We start from the raw sequence: 18,400 nt of genomic DNA, 5'->3' as shown, positions 1-18,400 counted from the left end.
GCGCGGCGCCGGGTCAGCGCGGCGCCGGGTCAGCGCGGCGCCGGGTCAGCGCGGCGCCGGGTCAGCGCGGCTCGGCCCCCAGGTGCAGCACGGCCTCGGCGAGCGCCCGCAGCCCCGCGGCGACATCGGCACCGGTCACCGCTTCGTCGGGGTGATGGCTGATGCCGTCGGGGTTGCGCAGGAAGAGCATGCCCACCTCGGTGATGGCCCCGATCGCCATCGCGTCGTGACCGGCGCGGCTGAAGAGGGTCGGTGCCTCGCCACCGATACCGGCGCGCACCACGTCCTGCAGAAGCGGGGCGCAGAAGACAGCCGGCGCGCTGTGCACCTCGCGGGCCCTCCAGCGCAGGCCACGGCGGCCCATGATGGCGTCCAGTTCGTGCGAGATCGCGTCCCAGGTGTGGTCGCGGGTGGCGTCGAACTCGCCACGCAGGTCGAGCGAGAAGTGCGCTTCACCGGGCACGACGTTCACCGCGCCGGGGAACGCTTCGAGTTGGCCGACGGTGCCGATGATGTGATGCTCGCCGCGGCAGATGCGTTCCACCGCGAGAGCCGCTTCGCTCGCCCCGAGCAGGGCGTCGCGGCGCATGTCGTAGGGGGTGCCGCCGGCGTGACGTGCTTCGCCCTCGACGACGAGCTGGAAGCGTCGGGCCGACGCGATCGACGACACCGCCGCGAGCGCCCGGCCGCTGCGGTGCAGCTCCGGCCCCTGCTCGATGTGCGCCTCGAGGTAGGCGACGAGCTCATCGGGGCGCCGGGCGGCCTCGCCGATGCGGCCGGGGTCGAGACCGAACTCGCGGAACCCCTGGCGCAGCGTGTAACCGTCGGCATCCGTCAGGTCCCACCACGACGCGTCCCACTGCCCGGCGACAGCCGAGGATCCGAGCAGGGCCTTGCCGAAGCGCGTGCCCTCCTCGTCGCTGAAGGCGATCACCTCGAGCGCGAACGGGAAGGGACTGGATGCCGTGCCCTCGTCGTCCACGCGACGGATGAGCCGCACGACCTCGAGGGCCATCAGCACCCCGACGATGCCGTCGAAGCGTCCGGCGTCGGGGACGGTGTCGAGGTGCGAGCCCATCAGCAGCGCCGGGGCGTCGGGGGCTCCGGCCGGGGCGAGGCGTCCGACCTGGTTGCCCGCGGCATCCTGTCTCGTCGTCATGCCGAGCTCGCGCATCCACTCGGCCGCCAGCCGGTTGACCCGGGCGTGCTCGGGCGACAGGTACACGCGCGTGATGCCGCCCGGGGTCGCGGTGACCCGGGCCAGTTCTTCGCACCGCCCCATGATCCGTCGCGCCGCGGAGGCGATACGCTCGGGCGCGACCTGCAGGCGGGTGGAGGTCGTCACCTTCGCGCCTCGCTCGTCGGGCCGGGGACGGCCGGCAGCGGGGTCGGCGCCCGCCCGGCGGCGACGGGGCTCACGATCGCGCCGCCGCGTAGACGCCCTGCGCGGCCTCGACGCCGCCGCCGGGAGCGACCGTCGCGCCGTGACGGCGCAGCACCGCCTCGAGCGCGGCGAGGGTGGTGAGCACGGCGTCGGTGCGGGCGTTGTACCCCATCGTGCCGATCCGCCAGACCCGACCGTGCAGAGGTCCGAACGACGTGCCGATCTCGATGCCGAAGTCGCTCAGCAGCTCCGAGCGCACCGCGTCTCCGACCACACCCTCGGGGATCTCCACCGCGACGACGTTCGTCATCTTGTGCGCGACGTCGCCGAAGACCGTCAGGCCGAGGCCCTCGACGCCGGCCAGCATCGCATCGCCGTGCAGGCGGTGCCGGTCGATCACGGCATCCCGCCCCTCGAGGAGCAGCACCCGGGCGCACTCCCGCGCGCCGTACAGCATCGTCGTCGCCTCGGTGTGGTGGTTCAGGCGCCGCGGTCCCCAGTAGTCGAGGATCATCGCGAGGTCGAAGTAGTTCGAGCGGATGAAGTCGGATGCCACCGCATCGCCCTCCTCCCGGATGCCGGCCTCGACGCGCGCGCGCGAGCGCACCACCTCGACGGCCCGCTCCGACAGGCTGATCGGCGCCGATCCCGACGGCCCGCCGAGGCACTTCTGCAGGCCCGCGGTCGCGGCATCCAGTCCCCAGGCATCCATCTCGAACGGGTTGCCCCCGAGCGAGGCCGTCGCGTCGGTGTAGAACAGGGCCCCGTGCGCGCGGCAGATCTCGCCGATCTCGTCCAGCGGCTGGAGCATCGTCGTCGAGGTGTCGCCCTGCACGCAGGCCACGAGGTGCGGCTTCACCCGCTCGACCGCCTCGCGGATCGCCGAGACGGGGAAGACCTGGCCCCACGGCACCTCGATCGTGTGCACCTCGGCGAGCGCGCGTTCGGCGATCTCGGCGAGCAGATGGCCGAACCGCCCGAAGACGGGCACGAGCACGCGATCGCCGGGACGGATGAGCGACAGCATGGCCGCCTCGATGCCGGCGCGACTCGTGCCGTCGATGAGCAGCGTCGCGTCGTTGTCGGTGGCCCAGACCTGGCGGTACAGGTCTTGCGTCTCGTTCATCGTCGCGGTCATGAACGGGTCGTACTGCCCGACCAGCGGTGCCCCCATCGCGCGCAGCACGCTCGGGTACGCCGAGATGGGCCCGGGACCCATGAGCAGACGGGCGGGCGGGTCGATGGGGCCGGGGAGCTGGTTGGTCACGAGGTCTCCATGGTGCGGGAGCGGGCGGAAGCGCGAAGGGATGCCGACACAGCGGCGACACGGCGGGCGAGGCGAACGAGCGCGATGTCGGTGCCCGCGCGCGAGACGAGGCAGACGCCGACGGGGGCGCCGTCAACCGTGAGCAACGGTACCGAGATCGCCGGGAGGCCGGCGATGGCCGCGGGGGCCGTCATACGCAGGGTGGCCGCGCGTACCGCGTCGACGTCGGCGGTGCGCTGGGGCGCGGGACCCGGGACGGTGGGGAAGATCATGACCGCACCGTCGACGAGATCGGCCAAATGCGCGGCGATCGGTTCGAGGCCGTTCCGCGCCGCGCGTTCGTCATCGGCGGTGATCTGCGCGGCGATGCGGAAGCGCTCGGCGACCGCCGGGCCCACGGCACCGGGGTGCGCGCGCAGCCACTCGCCGTCGTTGCGCCAGGCCTCCGCGCCCTGCACGGTGCGGAACGCCGCGAAGCCGGCATCCAGGTCTCCCGTGTGCACCGCGCGGAACGAGGGCGGATCATCGGATGCCGCGAGGCCGGCGAGCAAGCGCGAGAACTCCTCGCGGGTGGCGGCGTCGGCGCAGTCGAGCACCTCCTCGGGGATGACGAACCGCCAGGGAAGATCGCTGCCCCCGGCGCCGTAGACGTTCTCGGTGGAGGCGGAGCCGTCGTAGCTGAGGCACCAGTCGGCCACCCGCTGCAGGGTGTCGCCGTCGCGGGTGAGCCAGCCGATCGTGTCGAACGACTGCGCGAGCGGCAGCATGCCCTGTCGGGGGACGAGGTCGTGGGTCGTGCGCAGCCCCCAGAGCCCTTGGTACGACGCCGGAACGCGGATGGACCCGGCGGTGTCGGTGGCGAGGGCGATGTCGGCGTGGCCGAGGGCGACGGCGGATGCCGGACCGCTCGACGACCCCCCGGGCAGGGCGCCGACCACCGCGCCGTTGGGCGGCGTGCCGTAGTGGGCGTTGTCGCCGGCGATCGAATAGGCGAATTCGTCGGTGCGGGCGATTCCCCGAAGCGACGCGCCGGCGCGCAGCAGGTCGGCGACGGCCGGGGCCGTGGCCTTCTCGGGCCGCGCTTCCTCGAGGAACGTCGGGTTGCCCGCGCCGATGCGGAAGCCGGCGATGGCGAACAGGTCTTTCACCGCGACGGTGAGTCCCTCGAGCGGCCCCTCCCAGGCACCCTGCAGGAAGGGGTCGCCCACGCTCCGCCAGATCGTGCGGTCGAGCGGAGGCGTCCGCGGCGTCACGTGCGCCGCGGTGATGAGCCACCGCCCGTCGATGCGGTGCCACACCTGCGTCTGCAGGCCTCGCCCGCCGCCGCGGAACTGCGACACCGACATGAGCAGGGCGACGTCGCCGTCGGTGCTCGCGTCGGGGGTGGCCGTGGCGAGCGGGCGGTAGTGGACCTCGGCGATGTCGCGCGGTGGCACACCGCCGCGCAGCGACCGGAACCCGCTGATCGCGTCGTGGCCGACGAGCAGCCCCGCCGTGTCGCCGCGGAGGGTGTCCGGTCCGGGAGCGAAGAACGCGTCGAGGGCGTCGAGGTCGTTCGCGACGATGGCGCGCTCGTAGGCGTCGAAGGCCTCGCGCAGGTCGGCGGGGATGGTGGCATCCGTCATCGCGCGCTCCCACCCGCTCGGCGCCGGCGCGTGAGTGTCCAGGACACGCCGGTGACGACCCGCGCGATGCGGCGTGTCGTGGACACTCGACCGGGGGTCGGGGCGGCGAGGGAGGGCTCGGTGTCGGCGAGCAACGGCTCGGCGCGGGCCAGTGCGGCGGAGAGGGCGGGGCTCACTCGGCGTCTCCTTCGGACGAGGGGGCTGCGAACGCGGGGGTGCTCTCGGCGCGTGCCGACGAGGGGTCGGCGGACGCGCCGGTGCCCGCGGCGTCTGCGGACGGAGGGGCGGCGGACGCGCCGGTGCCCGCGGCGTCTGCGGACGAAGGGTCGGCGGACGCGCCGGTGCCCGCGGCGTCTTCGGACTGCGCAGGGGTAGCGGCGGCGGCGCGCGGAACATCGACGGACACCCGCACCTCGGGCTCCACCGCCGGCACTCCCGCGAAGTCGGCCTCGCGGATGCGTGCGTGCACGCCCGAGACGATATCGACGACCTGCGAGATGTCGAAGTCGGTCGCGGCGCTCAGGTAGGCGTAGCCCAGGTGCTCGTCCATTCCCCAGCGGCCGTGCAGCAGAGAGAGAGACGAGCGCACGCAGGCGCGCATCGCCGCATCGAGGTCGGGATCCATCCCGGTCGGCACGAGATACTCGGGCGTGCGCACGAGGGGACCGGCGACCTCGCCGAACGCCGCGCGGGCGGCCTCGGCGGGAACCACCTCGAAGCGCAGCGTGGCGCGCAGGGAAGCCTCGAGAGCGGTGAGCGCGACCTCGCCGTCGCCCTGCGCGAAGTGGGGGTCGCCGACGTACGCGAGCGCCCCCTCGACCTGCACGGGGAGGTAGAGGATCGTCCCCTCGACCAGGAGGTTGATGTCGATGTTGCCGCCGTGCCTGCCCGGCGGTACCGAGTGCGGGCGTTCCGCCCCGGCGACGGCGACACCCATCGTGCCGAGGAACGGCGCGAGGGGGAAGGCCACGACCGGCTCGCCTCCCTCGACGACGGGGAGCGTGCCGTGCAGGATGCCGCCCCGCTCGGCGACGGCGGCGAACACGCTGACGTTGTGCTCGCCGCGCGGCAGCTCGCCGACGAGCGCGCCTTTGCCGTGCCGGTTCGAGATGACGCCGTAGGGCACCCGCGGAACGAGGCTTTCGACGGTGATCTTGAGCAGGTCGCCGGAATGGGCATCGCGCACGTGCACGGGACCGACGACGACGTGGGGTCCGTCGGCCGTCACGTCGCGGGAGACGGATGCCGCGATCTCGACGGCGTCGTCGAGCACCTGCTCGCGCGGAACGCCGTGTGCCGCGAAGTAGGCGGCCGGGTCTTTGCCCTGGTCGTCGAGGATCCCCTCGTGGCTCACGGTGTCGAACGTGACGCTCGCACCCGACGCGATCTCGAGTACCGCGGTGTCGCTCGCGCACGGCAGCCGCCCCCACAGCACGGTGTCGGGCGTGGCGCGGAGGTAGTGGTCGCCGGGGACGGGGCCGACGCCCGGCTGGAGGATCGGCACCGGCGTCGCGGCGAGGGTCCCCTCGAGAAGGTCGACGACTGCGGCCGCGGCCTGGTGCGCGGGGGCGCTCACGCCTCGACCGCCGCGGGCGTGTGCAGGATCTCGCGGCCCTCGCGCTCGGTCACCGCGGCACCGCGGCGGTACACCGACTCACCGCGAAGCCACGTCTCGCGCACGACGCCCGTGAGGGTCTTGCCGTGCCAGGGCGTCACCGGGTTGCGGTACTCGAGCGTTGCGGCATCGACGACGAACGTCTCATCGGGGGCGAAGGCGACGAGGTGCGCCGGCGCGCCCGGTTCGATCACGCCGAGACCTTCGAGGCTCGCGATGCGTGCGGGGCCCGTGGTGAGCAGCGGCAGGAGGCTCTCGAAGGCCAGCCCCCTCTTTCGGGCGGTGGTGTGCACGGCCGACAGGCCGGTCTGCAGCCCGGCGATCCCGCCCCACGCGAGACCGAAGTCGGGGTTGCCCTTCAGTTCGACGGTGGCCGGCGAATGGTCGCTGACGATCGCGTCGATGGTGCCGTCGACGATCCCCGCCCACAGCAGGTCGCGGTTGTCACCGCCGCGGATCGGGGGGCAGCACTTGAACGCCCCCGCGCCGTCGGGCACGTCTTCGGCGTCGAGGGTCAGGTAGTGCGGGCACGTCTCGACCGTGAGGCGCACGCCCTCGGCCTTGGCCGCGCGCACGTCGTCGAGCGCACCGCCGTCGGAGACGTGCACGATGTGCGCGCGGGCACCCGTTCGACGGGCGGCGTCGATCACTCGGCGGATCGCGGCCCGTTCGCTGAGCGGCGGGCGACTGGCTTCGAAGTCGCTGTAGCGGGGCCCGAGCGGCCCATCGGCGTGGAGATGCGCGGGATCTTCGGCGTGCACGATGAGCAGGCCGTCGAACTCGGCGAGTTCGGCGAGGCACCGCTCGAGTTGGTCGGTGTCGAGGTGTCCGAACTCGTCGATGCCGCTGGGCGACAGGAAGCACTTGAATCCCACGACCCCGGCCTCGGAGAGCGCGCGCAGCGATCCGAGGTTCTCGGGGACGGCGCCGCCCCAGTACGCCACGTCGACGGCGAGCTTTCCCGTCGCGGCCCGCCGCTTGGCGTCCAGAGCATCGGGGGTGGTGGTGACGGGCAGGCTGTTCAGCGGCATGTCGACCACCGTCGTGACCCCACCGGCCGCCGCGGCGGCGGTTCCGGTCGCGAAACCCTCCCACTCGGTGCGCCCCGGTTCGTCGAGGTGCACGTGCGAGTCGACGAGCCCCGGCAACAGCACGGCGTCACCGGGCAACACGGTGGTGGCGGCGGCATCGAAGGGCTCGACGGCGGCGATCACACCGTCGCTGATCACGACGGTGGCGGGGCTGAAGGCGCCGTCGAGATAGACCCGTCGGGCGGCGATCCGTGTGCTCATGTCGTTCACGCTAGGCGCCCCGCATTTCCTGAATGTAACCGTCATCAACATTCATGCGAAAGCCGTCGCATCTGCGGGCTGGGGAGGAGGCGCGACGGTCGACACCGCTGGGCCGGCGGGCGCGTCACCGGGGCGCTGCACGTGCACCGGGGCGTCCGTCGGCCGCCCCCCTGCACGAGACCTGCCCCGGTCCGCCGCCGCCGCACCCGAACCCGCACCCGCCGCCGCACCCGCACCCGCACCCGCACCTGCACCTGCACCCGCACCCACACCCACAGCCGCACCCGAACCTGCGAATCCGGCCCACGCCCGCGACGGCCGCGCGTACTCGTCGCGCTTGCTCGTCCCCAGGCCCATGCGCACCATCCCGGATGCCATGCCGACCGCCGCGGCGACCCCGTCGACGACCGGCACGCCGATGCGCTCGGTGAGCTCCGTGCACAGGTCGGCCATGCCGGCGCAGCCGAGCACGATCACGTCGGCGCCGTCGGCCGCGGCGCGCGCGCCGTACTGCTCGATGGTCGTGACCGCCTCGGACCCCGTGTCTTCGAGGTCGAGCACGGGGATGCCCGTCGCCGCCAGCGACACGCACGCGCGCTCCATGCCGTACCGGGAGACGAGGTCTTCGGCCCGGCCCAGCGTGCGGCCGAGTGTCGTGACGACTCCGAAGTGCCGACCCGACACCGCCGCCAGGTGCATCGCCGCCTCGGCGATGCCGACCACCGGGGCGTCGACGATCTCGCGCGCCGCATCGAGGCCCGGGTCGCCGAAGCACGCGATGACGTACGCGTCGGCCGGGTCGTGGCCGGCGCGATCGGCCGCGATGGCCTCGATCACGGCGGCCGCCGCGGCGATCTCGTCGGTGTGGCTCTCGATCGCCTCGGCTCCGGTGGCGGGACACACGGCCTGGATGAGCACGTCGGGTCCCGCCACCTCCCGAGCGGCTTCGGCGATCTTCGCGGTCATCGCCCGGGAGGTGTTGGGGTTGATCAGGAGGATCCTCACGCGAGCGCCTCGCGGGAGTGCCCGGCGGCCGGTCGAGGGGGCGCCGACGCGGGCGCTGCGGCATCTGGAATCTCGTTCGCGAGCACCGGAGCCGAGCCCGGCGCGGCATCCTGAGACGTCTGCGCGAGCACCGGAACCTCGGATGCCGCGACCGCGTCGACGGTGCCGTCCGAGATGCCCTCGGTCTCGCCGTCGAAGGTCGGGATGCGGGGGTCGAGGCGTTCGAAGAGCAGGAACAGCACGTATCCCAGACCGCACCCGATGAACCAGCTGTAGTCGCTGATCGCCGCCACGTTGAACAGGCCGAGGTCGGCGAACAGCTTCGGGAAGATCGCGATCGCGACCGTCGGGACGCCCGCGCCGATGACCGCCTTCACCGCGTTGGGGTTGAAGCCGTTGCGGTACCAATAGGGTCCGGCGGTGTCCATGGTGAACATCGCGTCGATCTTCACGCGCTGACGGGCCGCGATGTAGTAGCCGGCGATCAGGATGCCGAAGAGGGGACCGATCAGCGCACCCAGCACGCCGAGCGAGTAGTGGATGGCGTCGGCGTTGGAGTACCAGTTCCAGGGCATCAGGAACGTCGAACCGACGGCGGCGATCATGCCTCCCGCGCGCCACGAGATCTTCTTCGGGGCGACGTTGGAGAAGTCGAACGCGGGCGAGATGAAGTTGGCGACGATGTTGATGCCGACCGTGGCGGTGACGAAGGTCAGACCGCCGAGGAGGATCGCGAACGGGGTGTCGATGCGCTCGACGGTCGCGATCGGATCGGTGATGAGCGAGCCGAACACCGGCACGGTGGCCGAGGCGGTGATGACGGTCAGCAGCGAGAAGAAGAGGAAGTTGATCGGGAGGCCCCAGAAGTTGCCCTTCTTGACCGCCGCGAAGCTCTTGCCGTAGCGGGCGAAGTCCCCGAAGTTCAGCATCGGGCCCGAGAAGTACGACACGACCAGCGCGACCGCGGCGAACATGACCGGGATCGACGCCCAGAAGTCGAGCTGCGTGGTCGAGAGGGTGAACGAGATGTTCTGGATGCCCGCCTGCGAGACGAGGTAGATCGCCAGCACGATCATGACGAGGTACACCGCGGGGCCCGCCCAGTCGATGAAGCGGCGGATGACCTCCATGCCGTTCCAGAAGAGGAGGAACTGCGCGGTCCACAGGATCGCGTACGAGATCCAGCCGAGGGCCGACAGTCCCGCGAACGAGACGTCGAGCAGGCTGGCGGCGCCCGGGATGAACTTCAGGAACACGATGTTCAGCGACTCGGCCGCGAGGAAGGTCTGCACGCCATACCAGGCGATGGCGATGAGGCCGCGGATGATCGCGGGGATGTTCGCACCCCGGATGCCGAACACCACGCGGTTGATGACGGGGTAGGGCACGCCGGTCTTCTGGCTGGGCTTGGCGACCATGTTGGCGAAGACCTGCACGATGACGATGCCGGCGATCAGCGCCACCAGCACCTGCCACGACTGCAGTCCGAGCGCGAAGAGCGAACCCGCGGTGACGTATCCGCCGACGGAGTGCACGTCGCTCATCCAGAACGCGAAGATGTTGTAGCTCGACCACTTCTGCTTGCGGAGCGGCGCGAGGTCCTCGTTGGCGAGGCGGTCGTCGTAATGCGGCAGCATGTTGCCGCCCCCGTGGGGGTGGCCGGCGGCCTCCACGAGATCGTGGGGGCCGGTGAGCGGGCTCGAAGTCATGTCATTCCTCTCAGGACGATGGATGCCACGACGTGGAGTCCGCGGCCGGAGTGGAGCTCTGATGTGAAGTTATGGGTTCACATCACCCCGGCGGTTTCGCTCATGTAACAGGCGTGTGAAGTCACACCTTCACGCGGGAGGCGTCCTTAGACTCGGGGCATGACGCAGCCCGCCGCCGTTGACGACGCCCGTGTCACGCCCGACGCCCCCCGCACCGATGCCGCGGGTGCGGCCGACGCCGTCGGCGCCGGCGAGGCCTCCGTCGGCGCCCGCATCCGTGACCTGCGCCAGTCACGCGGCATCTCCGCCCGCGCACTCGCGGCGACCCTCGGTATCTCCCCCAGCGCCGTCTCGCAGATCGAGCGGGGAGTCATGCAGCCGAGCGTCTCGCGGCTCATCGCCATCACCGACGCCCTGGGTGTCCCCCTCGTGGCGGCCTTCGACCCGGCATCCGACCGCCCCGTCGAACCCGCCGGCCCCTCGGGCTTCACGCTGCAGCGCGCGGGGCAGACGCCTGACATCGTGCTCGACAGCGGGGTGTCGTTCCGCCGCCTCACGCCCGGAACATCGCCGGGCATCGACTACTTCGAGTCGATCTACCCGCCCGGGGCCGCCGCCCACGGCGCGGACGACCTGTTCCACCACGAGGGCTACGAGGTCGGCACGGTCGTCGCGGGCGAGCTCACCATCGACTTCGAGGCCGAACGCGTCGTCCTGCGCGCGGGAGACGCGATCAGCTACCCCTGCTCCGTCCCCCACCGCCTGCACAACACCGGCGACACCGATGCCGTGGCGCACTGGCTGATCGTTCACGCCTGACCCGGGCCGGGCGCTTCGTCCAGCGTCGGGGCGCCATCCGCCGATCGGGGCACGATCCGCCGTTCGGGGCGCGAGAAGCACGCCCCGAGCCGCCGATGCCGCCCCGAACCCGTGAGGCATCGGCCGAAATGTTCCCCACAGCAACATTGCTGACACATCGCGCCACAGCCCCGTAACGCACGCCGCCTAGCCTGGTCGGCATGCACCTGCAGGAGTTCCACGCCCTCGATGATGCGGATGCCGCGGCGGTGGTCCGCGTCTGGGCCGACGTGCCGGGCTGGGTCGACGCCGTCGTCGCGGGTCGCCCGTACGCCGACGTCGACGCCCTCGCCTCGTACGCGGGCGACCTCGCCGCCGCCTGGTCGCCCGCCGACCTCGAAGCGGCCCTCCACGCCCACCCCCGCATCGGAGGGAAGGTCTCGGGCGACGGCGCCGAGGCCTCGGCATCCCGACGCGAACAGGGCTCGATGAGCACCGCCGCCGATGACGACGTCGTAGCCATCGCCGCCGGCAACGCCGCCTACGAGGAGCGTTTCGGGCGCGTCTTCCTCATCCGCGCCGCCGGGCGGACCCCCCGCGAGATGCGCACCGAGCTGGAGCGCCGCCTCGGCAACACCTCCGACGCCGAGACCATCGAGGCCACCCGCCAGCTCGCCGAGATCGCCCTGCTGCGCCTTCGCACGACCTTCGCCGACGACGCCCCCGCCGAACCCGAGGCTGCGGAATGACCCGCCGCATCGCCGACACCCCGGAGGGCCGCCGATGACGCACCTCACCACGCACATCCTCGACGCCGTCTCGGGCACCCCCGCCCCCGGCGTCACCGTGACCCTCAGCCACCTCGACGGCGCGACGATCGACGCGGCCGCCACCGACGCCGACGGCCGCCTCGCCCTGGGCCCCGAGCGACTCGACGACGGCGACTACGCGCTGACGTTCGCGACCGGCGCCTACTTCCGCGCGAAGGGAACCGCGTCGTTCCATCCCGTTGTCACCGTCGCCTTCACCGTCTCGAACGACGCGCACCTGCACGTGCCGCTGCTGCTGAGCCCGTTCGCCTACTCGACCTACCGCGGCAGCTGAGGAGGAGCCATGAAGGTCATCGTCATCGGAGCCGGCGTCGGCGGAACCTCCGCCGCCCTCGCACTGCAGAAGCTCGGCCACGAGGTCGTCGTCTACGACCGCATGCGCGAGAACCGGCCGGTCGGGGCGGCGCTGTCGCTGTGGTCCAACGGCGTCAAGGTGCTGAACTGGCTGGGCCTGGGCCCGCAGGTCGCCGCCCTCGGCGGGCGGATGGACGACATGGCGTACTACGACGGGCACACCGGCGACGAGCTCTGCCGCTTCAGCCTCGCCCCCGTCACCGAGCAGACCGGCCAGCGTCCCTACCCCGTCGCCCGCGCCGACCTGCAGCAGATGATGATGGATGCCGTGGGCCCGGCGAACATCCGCCTCGGCAAGCAGCTGGTCGCCGTCGCCGACGACGGGCGGACGGTGACGGCCACCTTCGCCGACGGCTCCACCGACACCGCCGACCTGCTCATCGGAGCCGACGGTGCGCGCTCGCTCGTGCGCGACTACGTCACCGAGCCCACCGGCATCCGTCCCCAACGGTCCTATTCGGGGTACGTCAACTACAACGGTCTCGTGAGTGCCGACGAGCGGATCGGGCCGCTCGACCAGTGGACCACGTACGTCGGTGACGGCAAGCGCTGCGCGGTCATGCCCGTGGCGGGCGATCGCTTCTACTTCTTCGTCGACGTGCCGGGCCCCTCGGGCGTGGTGGAGGACCGCATGGCCGCCCTCGAGGCCGCCTTCGGGTCATGGGGCGCCCCCGGCGTGCGGGCGCTGCTCGACGGCATCGACCCCGACGAGTCGCTGAACCGCGTGGAGATCTGGGACATCGACCCCTTCGACACCTGGGTGCGCGGTCGCGTGGCGATCCTCGGCGACGCCGCCCACAACACCGCTCCCGACATCGGCCAGGGCGCGTGCTCGGCGCTGGAGGACAGCTTCGCCCTCGGCATCGTCTTCGCGACCTCGACCCTCGGCGTCGAGGACTCGTTGAAGCGCTACGAGCGCATCCGCACCGAGCGGGCCGGCGACCTGGTGATGCGCGCCCGCAAGCGCGCGCACGAGACCCACGCGTTCGACCTCGCCGCGACGCAGGCCTGGTACGACGGCCTCCGCCGCGAGGACGGCACGGGGGTCATCCGCGGCATCGTGGGCAACATCGAGGGGAGCCCCGTCGAGCTCGGCGCCAGCGTGATGCGCTGACGCGGTCCTGCCCGGCCGACCGCCGGGATCGCTCACGGGCACGCCGCGCAACGCGCTACGCCGGTCGCCGGGCCGTCCCCGGCGTTCCGGGTCCGAGCCCGCGCCCGCGCCCGCGCCCGCGCCCGCGTCGCAGAATGGATGCCATGACCGCCACCGTCACCATCCGCCTCGTCGCCCCGAAGGAGTACGCGGATGCCGGACGACTCACCGCCGGGGCCTATCGGCACAGCTACCCGGGTCTCAACGAGGACTACCTCCACTCGCTCGCCGACGTCGAGGGCCGGGTCGCGCAGGGCGAGGTGTGGGTGGCGGTCGACGGCGACGAGCTGGTGGGCACGGTGTGGACGCCGCGCCCGGGCGAGCGCCTCTCGCCCCTCGCGTCCGAGGGGGAGATCGACTTCCGCCAGCTCGCGGTCGCCCCGTCGGCTCGCGGCCGCGGTGTCGGCGAGGCCCTCACCCGGCACGTCCTGGCGCTGGCCCGCGCCCGCGGGGCGCACCGGGTGGTGATGAACAGCGACGAGGAGATGGTCGGCGCTCACGCGCTCTACCTCAAGCTCGGCTTCCACCGGCTGCCCGAGCGCGAGCACCCCGTCGAGGTGGCACCGGGGCGCTTCCTCGACCTGCTGGCGTTCGGGATCGATCTCTGACGGCCCGCCGCGAGTCCGTCACGCCCGTGGCGATCCGGGGCGAGGGGAGGGATGCCGCTCACGCGGGCGTGACACGCGGTCGCTCGCGTCACCCGACGGCGCGCGCCGACCCGGCCCCGCGCGCCGCCACCCCCGACCGCAGCCGTGCGTTCGCGTCGGCCGACGCCGACGTCATCCGCTCGAGGAAGGCGCGGACGACGCGCACCTCCTCGGCCGGGGTCTCGCGCACCGCGGCGGCGATCTCAGCACCCGCGAGATCGAGGAACGCCGACACCCCCTCGAGCGCGGACGGTGTCGGACGCACACCGACCCGCCGTCGATCGCCCTCGTCGCGGTGACGCGAGGCGAATCCGGCGCGTTCGAGGCGGTCGATCAGCACCGACACGGCACCCGAGGTCATGCCGATCTGCCGCGCGAGCTCGATCGGCGACATCGGGTGCCCCGCGCGATCGGCCCAGACGATCCGGCCGAGCGCCTCGGCATCCGCCGCCGAGAGTCCCAGCCACGTCGACAGGTGCCTGTTGAGCTCGTCGGATGCCATCGTCCAGTCGCGGAGGCGATGCATGACGGCGACCTCGTCGTCCGACCACGAGGTCGAGAGGGCGTTCGGAGCGGTCGACCGCGCCGAGGCCCTCGGCATCCTGCGCGAGCGCTTCGCCGACGCCGGCTGGCAGGCCCCGCGAGTGCTCGACGGGTTCGAGGACTCGGACGACGTCTACATCGACGAGCTCACGCAGATCCGGATGCCGGGCTGGCACCGCGGCCGCATCTGCGTCCTGGGTGACGCGGCGTGGTGCGTGACCCCTCTGGGCGGAGGCGGGGCCTCGCTCGCCCTCACGGGCGGATACGTGCTCGCCGCCTTCCTCTCGCAGATCGACGGACGCCCCGACCGCGATGCGCTCGACGACGCGCTGGAGCGAATGGGGGCGTGGATGCGTCCGCTGGTCGATCAGGTGCAGGGCATCCCGCGCGGCATGCTGCGCCTCGCCTACCCGCGGACGCGGCTCGGGCTCGGGGCGCGCGACGTGCTCATCAAGATCATGACCTCACCGCCGCTGTCGCACGTGATGGGGAAATTCGGTCAGGTCGCCGACACCGATCAGGAGCTGCCGGCGCTCCAGGCGTAGCTCCCGGAGCGCTGTCTCGCCGTGCGGCGGGCGGAACTCCGGAGATCGCGCGGGCTCCGGCCGTCACAGCACGCCGAGGGACGCTCTCACGTGCAGAACTCCGGAGTTCGGCCCGCGGCGCCGGTGACGTTACACCCGGGGCCAGGACGCTGAGGTTACGGACATCACCGACCCTGCACGACGGCCGCGCGCCGCCGCCGGCCGAACCCGGTCAGACGTGGAAGACCGCGTGCACGTCGTCGCCGAGCACCTCGCGGCCGCCCAGGCCGTCGATCTCGAGCAGCGTCGCGATGCCGACGACCTCGCTGCCGACCGCCTGCAGCAGGTCGCGGCCGGCGCGGAGGGTCCCTCCGGTGGCGAGCACGTCGTCGAGCAGCAGCACGCGGGCGCCGGCGGCGTTGTCGTCGTGCATCTCGATCGTCGCGGAGCCGTACTCGAGGTCGTACTCGACGCTCGCCGCGGGGCGGGGCAGCTTGCCGGCCTTGCGGATCGGCATGAGCCCCACGTTCGCGACGATGGCCGCGGCTCCCGCGAGCAGGAACCCGCGCGCTTCGACACCCGCCACGGCGTCGAAGCGCCCCTCGAAAGGCTCCACGAGCGCCTCGACGACGGTGCGCAGGGCAGCGGCATCCGTCAGCAGCGGAGTGATGTCGCGGAACATGATGCCCGGCTTCGGGTAGTCGGGGATGCTCGTGATGAGCGATTCAGCGCGGGCGAGGGCGGAGGCGTCGGGCACGCACCCAGCCTAATCGCGAGCGCTCTCCTGAACCGAGGCCTCGGCGCCGCGGCATCCCGCTTCTCGCCCGTTCCGCCGCACACCCACCACACGCACCCCACCGCGCACGCGCGATTGACAGGACTGCAAGCGCTTGCACTAACGTGGCCCGCATGACTTTCACGCAGGAGGACGCGCGCGCCGACCTCGCCTCGGCGCCCGGCTCGGAGTGGTGGCGCACCGCCGTCATCTACCAGATCTACCCCCGCTCGTTCGCTGACGCGTCGGGCGACGGCCTGGGCGATCTCCCCGGCGTCACCGCGCACCTCGACGACCTGCAGACGTTGGGAGTGGATGCCATCTGGCTCAGCCCCTTCCAGACCTCGCCGCAGAAGGACGCGGGCTACGACGTCGCCGACTACCGTGACGTCGACCCGATCTTCGGCACCCTGGCCGACTTCGACGAGATGCTCTCGGGCGCGCACGAGCGTGGCATCCGGGTCATCGTCGACCTCGTCCCCAATCACTCCAGCGATCAGCACGTCTGGTTCCAGGAGGCGCTGAAGGCCGCCCCCGGCAGCCCCGAGCGGGCGCGGTACATCTTCCGCGACGGCAAGGGCGAGAACGGCGAGCTGCCCCCGAACAACTGGGAGAGCGTCTTCGGCGGCGGCATGTGGAAGCGCGTGACCGAGGCCGACGGCACGCCCGGCCAGTGGTACCTGCACATCTTCGACGAGACCCAGCCCGACTTCGACTGGACCAACGACGAGGTGCGCGCCGAGTTCCGCGACATCCTGCGTTTCTGGCTCGACCGCGGAGTCGACGGGTTCCGCGTCGACGTCGCGCACGGCCTGATCAAGGCCGAGGGCCTGCCCGACTACACCCCCGACCCCGACGCGGGTTCCATGGGCGGCGACGCCGACGAGGTGCCGTACTGGGGTCAGCCGGGCGTGCACGAGGTGTGGCGCGAGTGGCACGAGGTGCTCGCCGCCTACGACGGCGACCGCGCGCTGTGCGCCGAGGCCTGGCTGCCCACGGTGGAGCAGACCGCGCTGTGGGTGCGTCCCGACGAGATGCACCAGGCGTTCAACTTCCACTACCTCGAGACCGCGTGGGATGCCGCCGCGCTCCGCGCCGTCATCGCCGAGTCGCTCGACGCGTACGGTGCCGTCGGTGCGCCCAGCACCTGGGTGCTGTCGAACCACGACGTCGTGCGCCACGCCTCGCGCCTCGCGCTGACCGCCGAGAACCCGCAGGGCGCGGGTATCGGCCCCGACTCCCCCGGCAAGCCCGACCCCGTGAAGGGTCTGCATCGCGCCCGCGCCGCCACCTCGCTGATGCTGGCCCTCCCGGGCTCGTCGTACCTGTATCAGGGCGAGGAGCTGGGCCTGCCCGAGGTCATCGATCTGCCCGACGACGCGCGCCAGGACCCGACGTGGTTCCGCACGAACGGCGAGCGCTACGGCCGCGACGGCTGCCGCGTGCCGATCCCGTGGACCGCCGACGCCCCCGCGTACGGCTTCAACGACACGGGCGCCTCGTGGTTGCCGCAGCCCGCCGAATGGGCCGAGCTCGCCCACGACGTGCAGGTCGACGACCCCGCCTCGACGCTCACGCTGTACCGGGCTCTGCTCGCCGAGCGCCGCAGCCGCAACCTCGGCGCGGGGGCCATCGAGTGGTTCGACGGTTTCGACGACGACGTGGTGGCGCTGCGCAACAGCGGTCTCGTCGTGATCGCGAACCTCGGCGACGACGCGGTGGAGCTGCCCGAGGGCGAGGTCCTGATCGCCAGCGGCCCGCTCGACGGCACGCGCCTGCCGACCGACACCACCGTCTGGATCGCCACGGCCTGAGCAGCCGCGGCATCCCAGAACGCTCCATCCGAGAACGCGAGACCGTGGCCGGAATCGACGACGTCGCCCGCGCCGCGGGAGTGTCGACGGCCACGGTCTCGCGGGCGTTGAGCGGGCGCGGGGTGGTCTCCAGCGCGACGCGCGAGCGCGTGCTGGCCGCCGCCGGACGATTGGGCTACGTGGTGTCGGCGGCCGCCTCGACCCTCGCCACCGGCCGCGCGCGGGCCGTCGGGGTCGTCGTGCCGTTCCTCGATCGGTGGTTCTTCAGCACCGTCCTCGCCGGCATCTCCGACGCGCTCGTGCGCCGCGGCTACGACATCACGCTCTACAGCGTGAGCGCCGACCCGACCGAACGGCGCCGCGTCTTCGACGACCACCTGCGGCGGCGGCGCATCGACGCGGTCATCACCGTCGCCCTCGAACTGGATGCCGAGGAGTCGGCGTCGCTGCGCGGACTCGGCGTGCCGATCGTCGCGATCGCCGGCCCCAACCCTCTGCTCACCACGCTCACCGTCGACGATCTCGCCGTGGGGCGCCTGGCCACCGCGCACCTGCTCGAGCTCGGCCACCGTCGCCTCGCCCACATCGGAGCGGATGCCGTGGCGTCGGCCGCCTCGACGGTGCCCACCCTCCGCCGCCGCGGGTTCGAGCAGACGCTCGCCGACTCCGGCATCGAGGCGCACGGCGTCGAACCCGCCGACTTCACCATCGAGGGCGGATCGACCGCGGCAGCCCGCCTGCTGGCGTCCGACGATGCGCCCACGGCACTGTTCGCGGCATCCGACGAGATGGCGATCGGAGCGATCCTGGCTGCACGTGCACTCGGTCTGCGCGTCCCCGACGATGTCTCGATCATCGGCGTCGACGGGCACGAGCTCGGCCGCTGGTTCGGGCTGACGAGCATCGACCAGTTCGCGCGCGGGCAGGGCGAGCGCGCCGCCGAGGTGGTGCTGAGCGCGCTCGACGGCGCCCGGCCGGCTCGCGGACGGGGCACCCTGCCGTTCGAGTTGGTCGACCGCGGTTCGACCGCGCCCCCGACGCACTGACCCGCCCCGGCGGACCCGT

At 72.4% G+C, this 18,400-nt stretch carries 18 protein-coding genes; 8 read left to right on the top strand and 10 right to left on the bottom strand.

The genetic code is table 11. The features are described from left to right. Positions 1 to 61: 61 nt before the first annotated feature. The 8 genes from QRO03_RS07545 to QRO03_RS07510 all read right to left on the bottom strand — a co-directional run bounded on the left by QRO03_RS07545 (position 62) and on the right by QRO03_RS07510 (position 9,897). Positions 62 to 1,345 carry an allantoate amidohydrolase gene (locus tag QRO03_RS07545; RefSeq protein ID WP_285136902.1) on the bottom strand — a complete coding sequence of 428 codons (1,284 nt, stop codon included), beginning with the start codon at positions 1,343 to 1,345 and terminating at the stop codon, positions 62 to 64. Positions 1,346 to 1,415: 70 nt separating this feature from the next. Next, positions 1,416 to 2,603 carry a pyridoxal-phosphate-dependent aminotransferase family protein gene (locus QRO03_RS07540; protein WP_285136918.1) on the bottom strand — a complete coding sequence of 396 codons (1,188 nt, stop codon included), beginning with the start codon at positions 2,601 to 2,603 and terminating at the stop codon, positions 1,416 to 1,418. A 44-nt stretch (positions 2,604 to 2,647) separates the two neighbouring features. Beyond that, positions 2,648 to 4,276: an AtzH-like domain-containing protein gene (locus QRO03_RS07535; RefSeq protein ID WP_285136901.1), complete on the bottom strand. Its 1,629-nt coding sequence runs from the start codon at positions 4,274 to 4,276 to the stop codon at positions 2,648 to 2,650. Next, positions 4,273 to 4,452 (bottom strand): hypothetical protein, encoded by a 180-nt coding sequence (locus QRO03_RS07530; protein WP_285136900.1) that lies wholly within the window; start codon positions 4,450 to 4,452, stop codon positions 4,273 to 4,275. Before QRO03_RS07530 ends, QRO03_RS07535 begins: the two co-directional genes overlap by 4 nt. Beyond that, positions 4,449 to 5,852: an acetamidase/formamidase family protein gene (locus tag QRO03_RS07525; protein WP_285136899.1), complete on the bottom strand. Its 1,404-nt coding sequence runs from the start codon at positions 5,850 to 5,852 to the stop codon at positions 4,449 to 4,451. The genes QRO03_RS07530 and QRO03_RS07525 overlap by 4 nt, the downstream gene beginning before the upstream one ends. Further along, positions 5,849 to 7,183: an allantoinase AllB gene (gene allB, locus QRO03_RS07520; RefSeq protein ID WP_285136898.1), complete on the bottom strand. Its 1,335-nt coding sequence runs from the start codon at positions 7,181 to 7,183 to the stop codon at positions 5,849 to 5,851. The genes QRO03_RS07525 and allB overlap by 4 nt, the downstream gene beginning before the upstream one ends. Positions 7,184 to 7,234: 51 nt before the next feature. Next, the gene (locus tag QRO03_RS07515) at positions 7,235 to 8,188 is read right to left on the bottom strand and encodes an aspartate/glutamate racemase family protein (RefSeq protein ID WP_285136897.1); all 954 of its coding nucleotides are present in this window, start codon (positions 8,186 to 8,188) and stop codon (positions 7,235 to 7,237) included. After that, positions 8,185 to 9,897 (bottom strand): NCS1 family nucleobase:cation symporter-1, encoded by a 1,713-nt coding sequence (locus QRO03_RS07510; RefSeq protein WP_285136896.1) that lies wholly within the window; start codon positions 9,895 to 9,897, stop codon positions 8,185 to 8,187. The genes QRO03_RS07515 and QRO03_RS07510 overlap by 4 nt, the downstream gene beginning before the upstream one ends. A gap of 159 nt (positions 9,898 to 10,056) precedes the next feature. Here QRO03_RS07510 and QRO03_RS07505 point away from each other — a divergent pair, with 159 nt between their 5' ends. The 5 genes from QRO03_RS07505 (at position 10,057) to QRO03_RS07485 (ending at position 13,640) form a co-directional block, all read left to right on the top strand. Further along, positions 10,057 to 10,716, top strand: a complete 660-nt coding sequence (locus tag QRO03_RS07505; protein ID WP_285136895.1) for a helix-turn-helix domain-containing protein — start codon at positions 10,057 to 10,059, stop codon at positions 10,714 to 10,716. A gap of 200 nt (positions 10,717 to 10,916) precedes the next feature. Further along, the gene (gene uraD / locus QRO03_RS07500; RefSeq protein ID WP_285136894.1) at positions 10,917 to 11,444 is read left to right on the top strand and encodes a 2-oxo-4-hydroxy-4-carboxy-5-ureidoimidazoline decarboxylase; all 528 of its coding nucleotides are present in this window, start codon (positions 10,917 to 10,919) and stop codon (positions 11,442 to 11,444) included. A gap of 34 nt (positions 11,445 to 11,478) precedes the next feature. Further along, positions 11,479 to 11,799 carry a hydroxyisourate hydrolase gene (uraH, locus tag QRO03_RS07495; protein ID WP_285136893.1) on the top strand — a complete coding sequence of 107 codons (321 nt, stop codon included), beginning with the start codon at positions 11,479 to 11,481 and terminating at the stop codon, positions 11,797 to 11,799. A gap of 9 nt (positions 11,800 to 11,808) precedes the next feature. Beyond that, positions 11,809 to 12,993 (top strand): FAD-dependent urate hydroxylase HpxO, encoded by a 1,185-nt coding sequence (gene hpxO, locus QRO03_RS07490; RefSeq protein WP_285136892.1) that lies wholly within the window; start codon positions 11,809 to 11,811, stop codon positions 12,991 to 12,993. 143 nt (positions 12,994 to 13,136) lie between these two features. Then, positions 13,137 to 13,640, top strand: a complete 504-nt coding sequence (locus QRO03_RS07485; RefSeq protein WP_285136891.1) for a GNAT family N-acetyltransferase — start codon at positions 13,137 to 13,139, stop codon at positions 13,638 to 13,640. A gap of 88 nt (positions 13,641 to 13,728) precedes the next feature. Here the strand turns inward: QRO03_RS07485 and QRO03_RS07480 are convergent, their stop codons facing one another. After that, positions 13,729 to 14,205: a MarR family winged helix-turn-helix transcriptional regulator gene (locus tag QRO03_RS07480; RefSeq protein ID WP_285136890.1), complete on the bottom strand. Its 477-nt coding sequence runs from the start codon at positions 14,203 to 14,205 to the stop codon at positions 13,729 to 13,731. On the opposite strand from QRO03_RS07480, the gene QRO03_RS07475 reads away from it, so the two are divergent. Next, a complete protein-coding gene (locus tag QRO03_RS07475; protein WP_285136889.1) occupies positions 14,204 to 14,767 on the top strand; it encodes an FAD-dependent monooxygenase in 564 nt (187 codons plus the stop codon). The two genes, QRO03_RS07480 and QRO03_RS07475, sit on opposite strands and share 2 nt — an antisense overlap. Positions 14,768 to 14,978: 211 nt before the next feature. On the opposite strand, the gene QRO03_RS07470 is transcribed toward QRO03_RS07475, so the two are convergent. Beyond that, on the bottom strand, positions 14,979 to 15,503 hold the full coding sequence (locus QRO03_RS07470; protein WP_285136888.1) for an adenine phosphoribosyltransferase: 525 nt from the start codon (positions 15,501 to 15,503) through the stop codon (positions 14,979 to 14,981). A gap of 152 nt (positions 15,504 to 15,655) precedes the next feature. Here QRO03_RS07470 and QRO03_RS07465 point away from each other — a divergent pair, with 152 nt between their 5' ends. Next, positions 15,656 to 17,335, top strand: a complete 1,680-nt coding sequence (locus QRO03_RS07465; protein WP_285136887.1) for a glycoside hydrolase family 13 protein — start codon at positions 15,656 to 15,658, stop codon at positions 17,333 to 17,335. A 44-nt stretch (positions 17,336 to 17,379) separates the two neighbouring features. Then, the gene (locus QRO03_RS07460) at positions 17,380 to 18,381 is read left to right on the top strand and encodes a LacI family DNA-binding transcriptional regulator (protein ID WP_285136886.1); all 1,002 of its coding nucleotides are present in this window, start codon (positions 17,380 to 17,382) and stop codon (positions 18,379 to 18,381) included. The last annotated feature ends 19 nt before the right edge of the window (positions 18,382 to 18,400 follow it).

The organism is Microbacterium sp. lyk4-40-TSB-66 (assembly GCF_030209475.1).
GTDB lineage: Bacteria > Actinomycetota > Actinomycetes > Actinomycetales > Microbacteriaceae > Microbacterium.
Note: the sequence above shows the minus strand (reverse complement) of the source record. Positions and strands in the feature narration are given on the sequence as shown.

Excerpts from the sequence above, each read along its gene's own strand:
- QRO03_RS07540 (WP_285136918.1), bottom strand. The coding sequence starts at position 2,603 with ATGGGTCCCGGGCCCATCTCGGCGTACCCGAGCGTGCTGCGCGCGATG.
- QRO03_RS07535 (WP_285136901.1), bottom strand. The coding sequence starts at position 4,276 with ATGACGGATGCCACCATCCCCGCCGACCTGCGCGAGGCCTTCGACGCC.
- allB (WP_285136898.1), bottom strand. The coding sequence starts at position 7,183 with ATGAGCACACGGATCGCCGCCCGACGGGTCTATCTCGACGGCGCCTTC.
- QRO03_RS07510 (WP_285136896.1), bottom strand. The coding sequence starts at position 9,897 with ATGACTTCGAGCCCGCTCACCGGCCCCCACGATCTCGTGGAGGCCGCC.
- QRO03_RS07505 (WP_285136895.1), top strand. The coding sequence starts at position 10,057 with ATGACGCAGCCCGCCGCCGTTGACGACGCCCGTGTCACGCCCGACGCC.
- uraD (WP_285136894.1), top strand. The coding sequence starts at position 10,917 with ATGCACCTGCAGGAGTTCCACGCCCTCGATGATGCGGATGCCGCGGCG.
- uraH (WP_285136893.1), top strand. The coding sequence starts at position 11,479 with ATGACGCACCTCACCACGCACATCCTCGACGCCGTCTCGGGCACCCCC.
- hpxO (WP_285136892.1), top strand. The coding sequence starts at position 11,809 with ATGAAGGTCATCGTCATCGGAGCCGGCGTCGGCGGAACCTCCGCCGCC.
- QRO03_RS07485 (WP_285136891.1), top strand. The coding sequence starts at position 13,137 with ATGACCGCCACCGTCACCATCCGCCTCGTCGCCCCGAAGGAGTACGCG.
- QRO03_RS07475 (WP_285136889.1), top strand. The coding sequence starts at position 14,204 with ATGACGGCGACCTCGTCGTCCGACCACGAGGTCGAGAGGGCGTTCGGA.
- QRO03_RS07480 (WP_285136890.1), bottom strand. The coding sequence starts at position 14,205 with ATGCATCGCCTCCGCGACTGGACGATGGCATCCGACGAGCTCAACAGG.
- QRO03_RS07465 (WP_285136887.1), top strand. The coding sequence starts at position 15,656 with ATGACTTTCACGCAGGAGGACGCGCGCGCCGACCTCGCCTCGGCGCCC.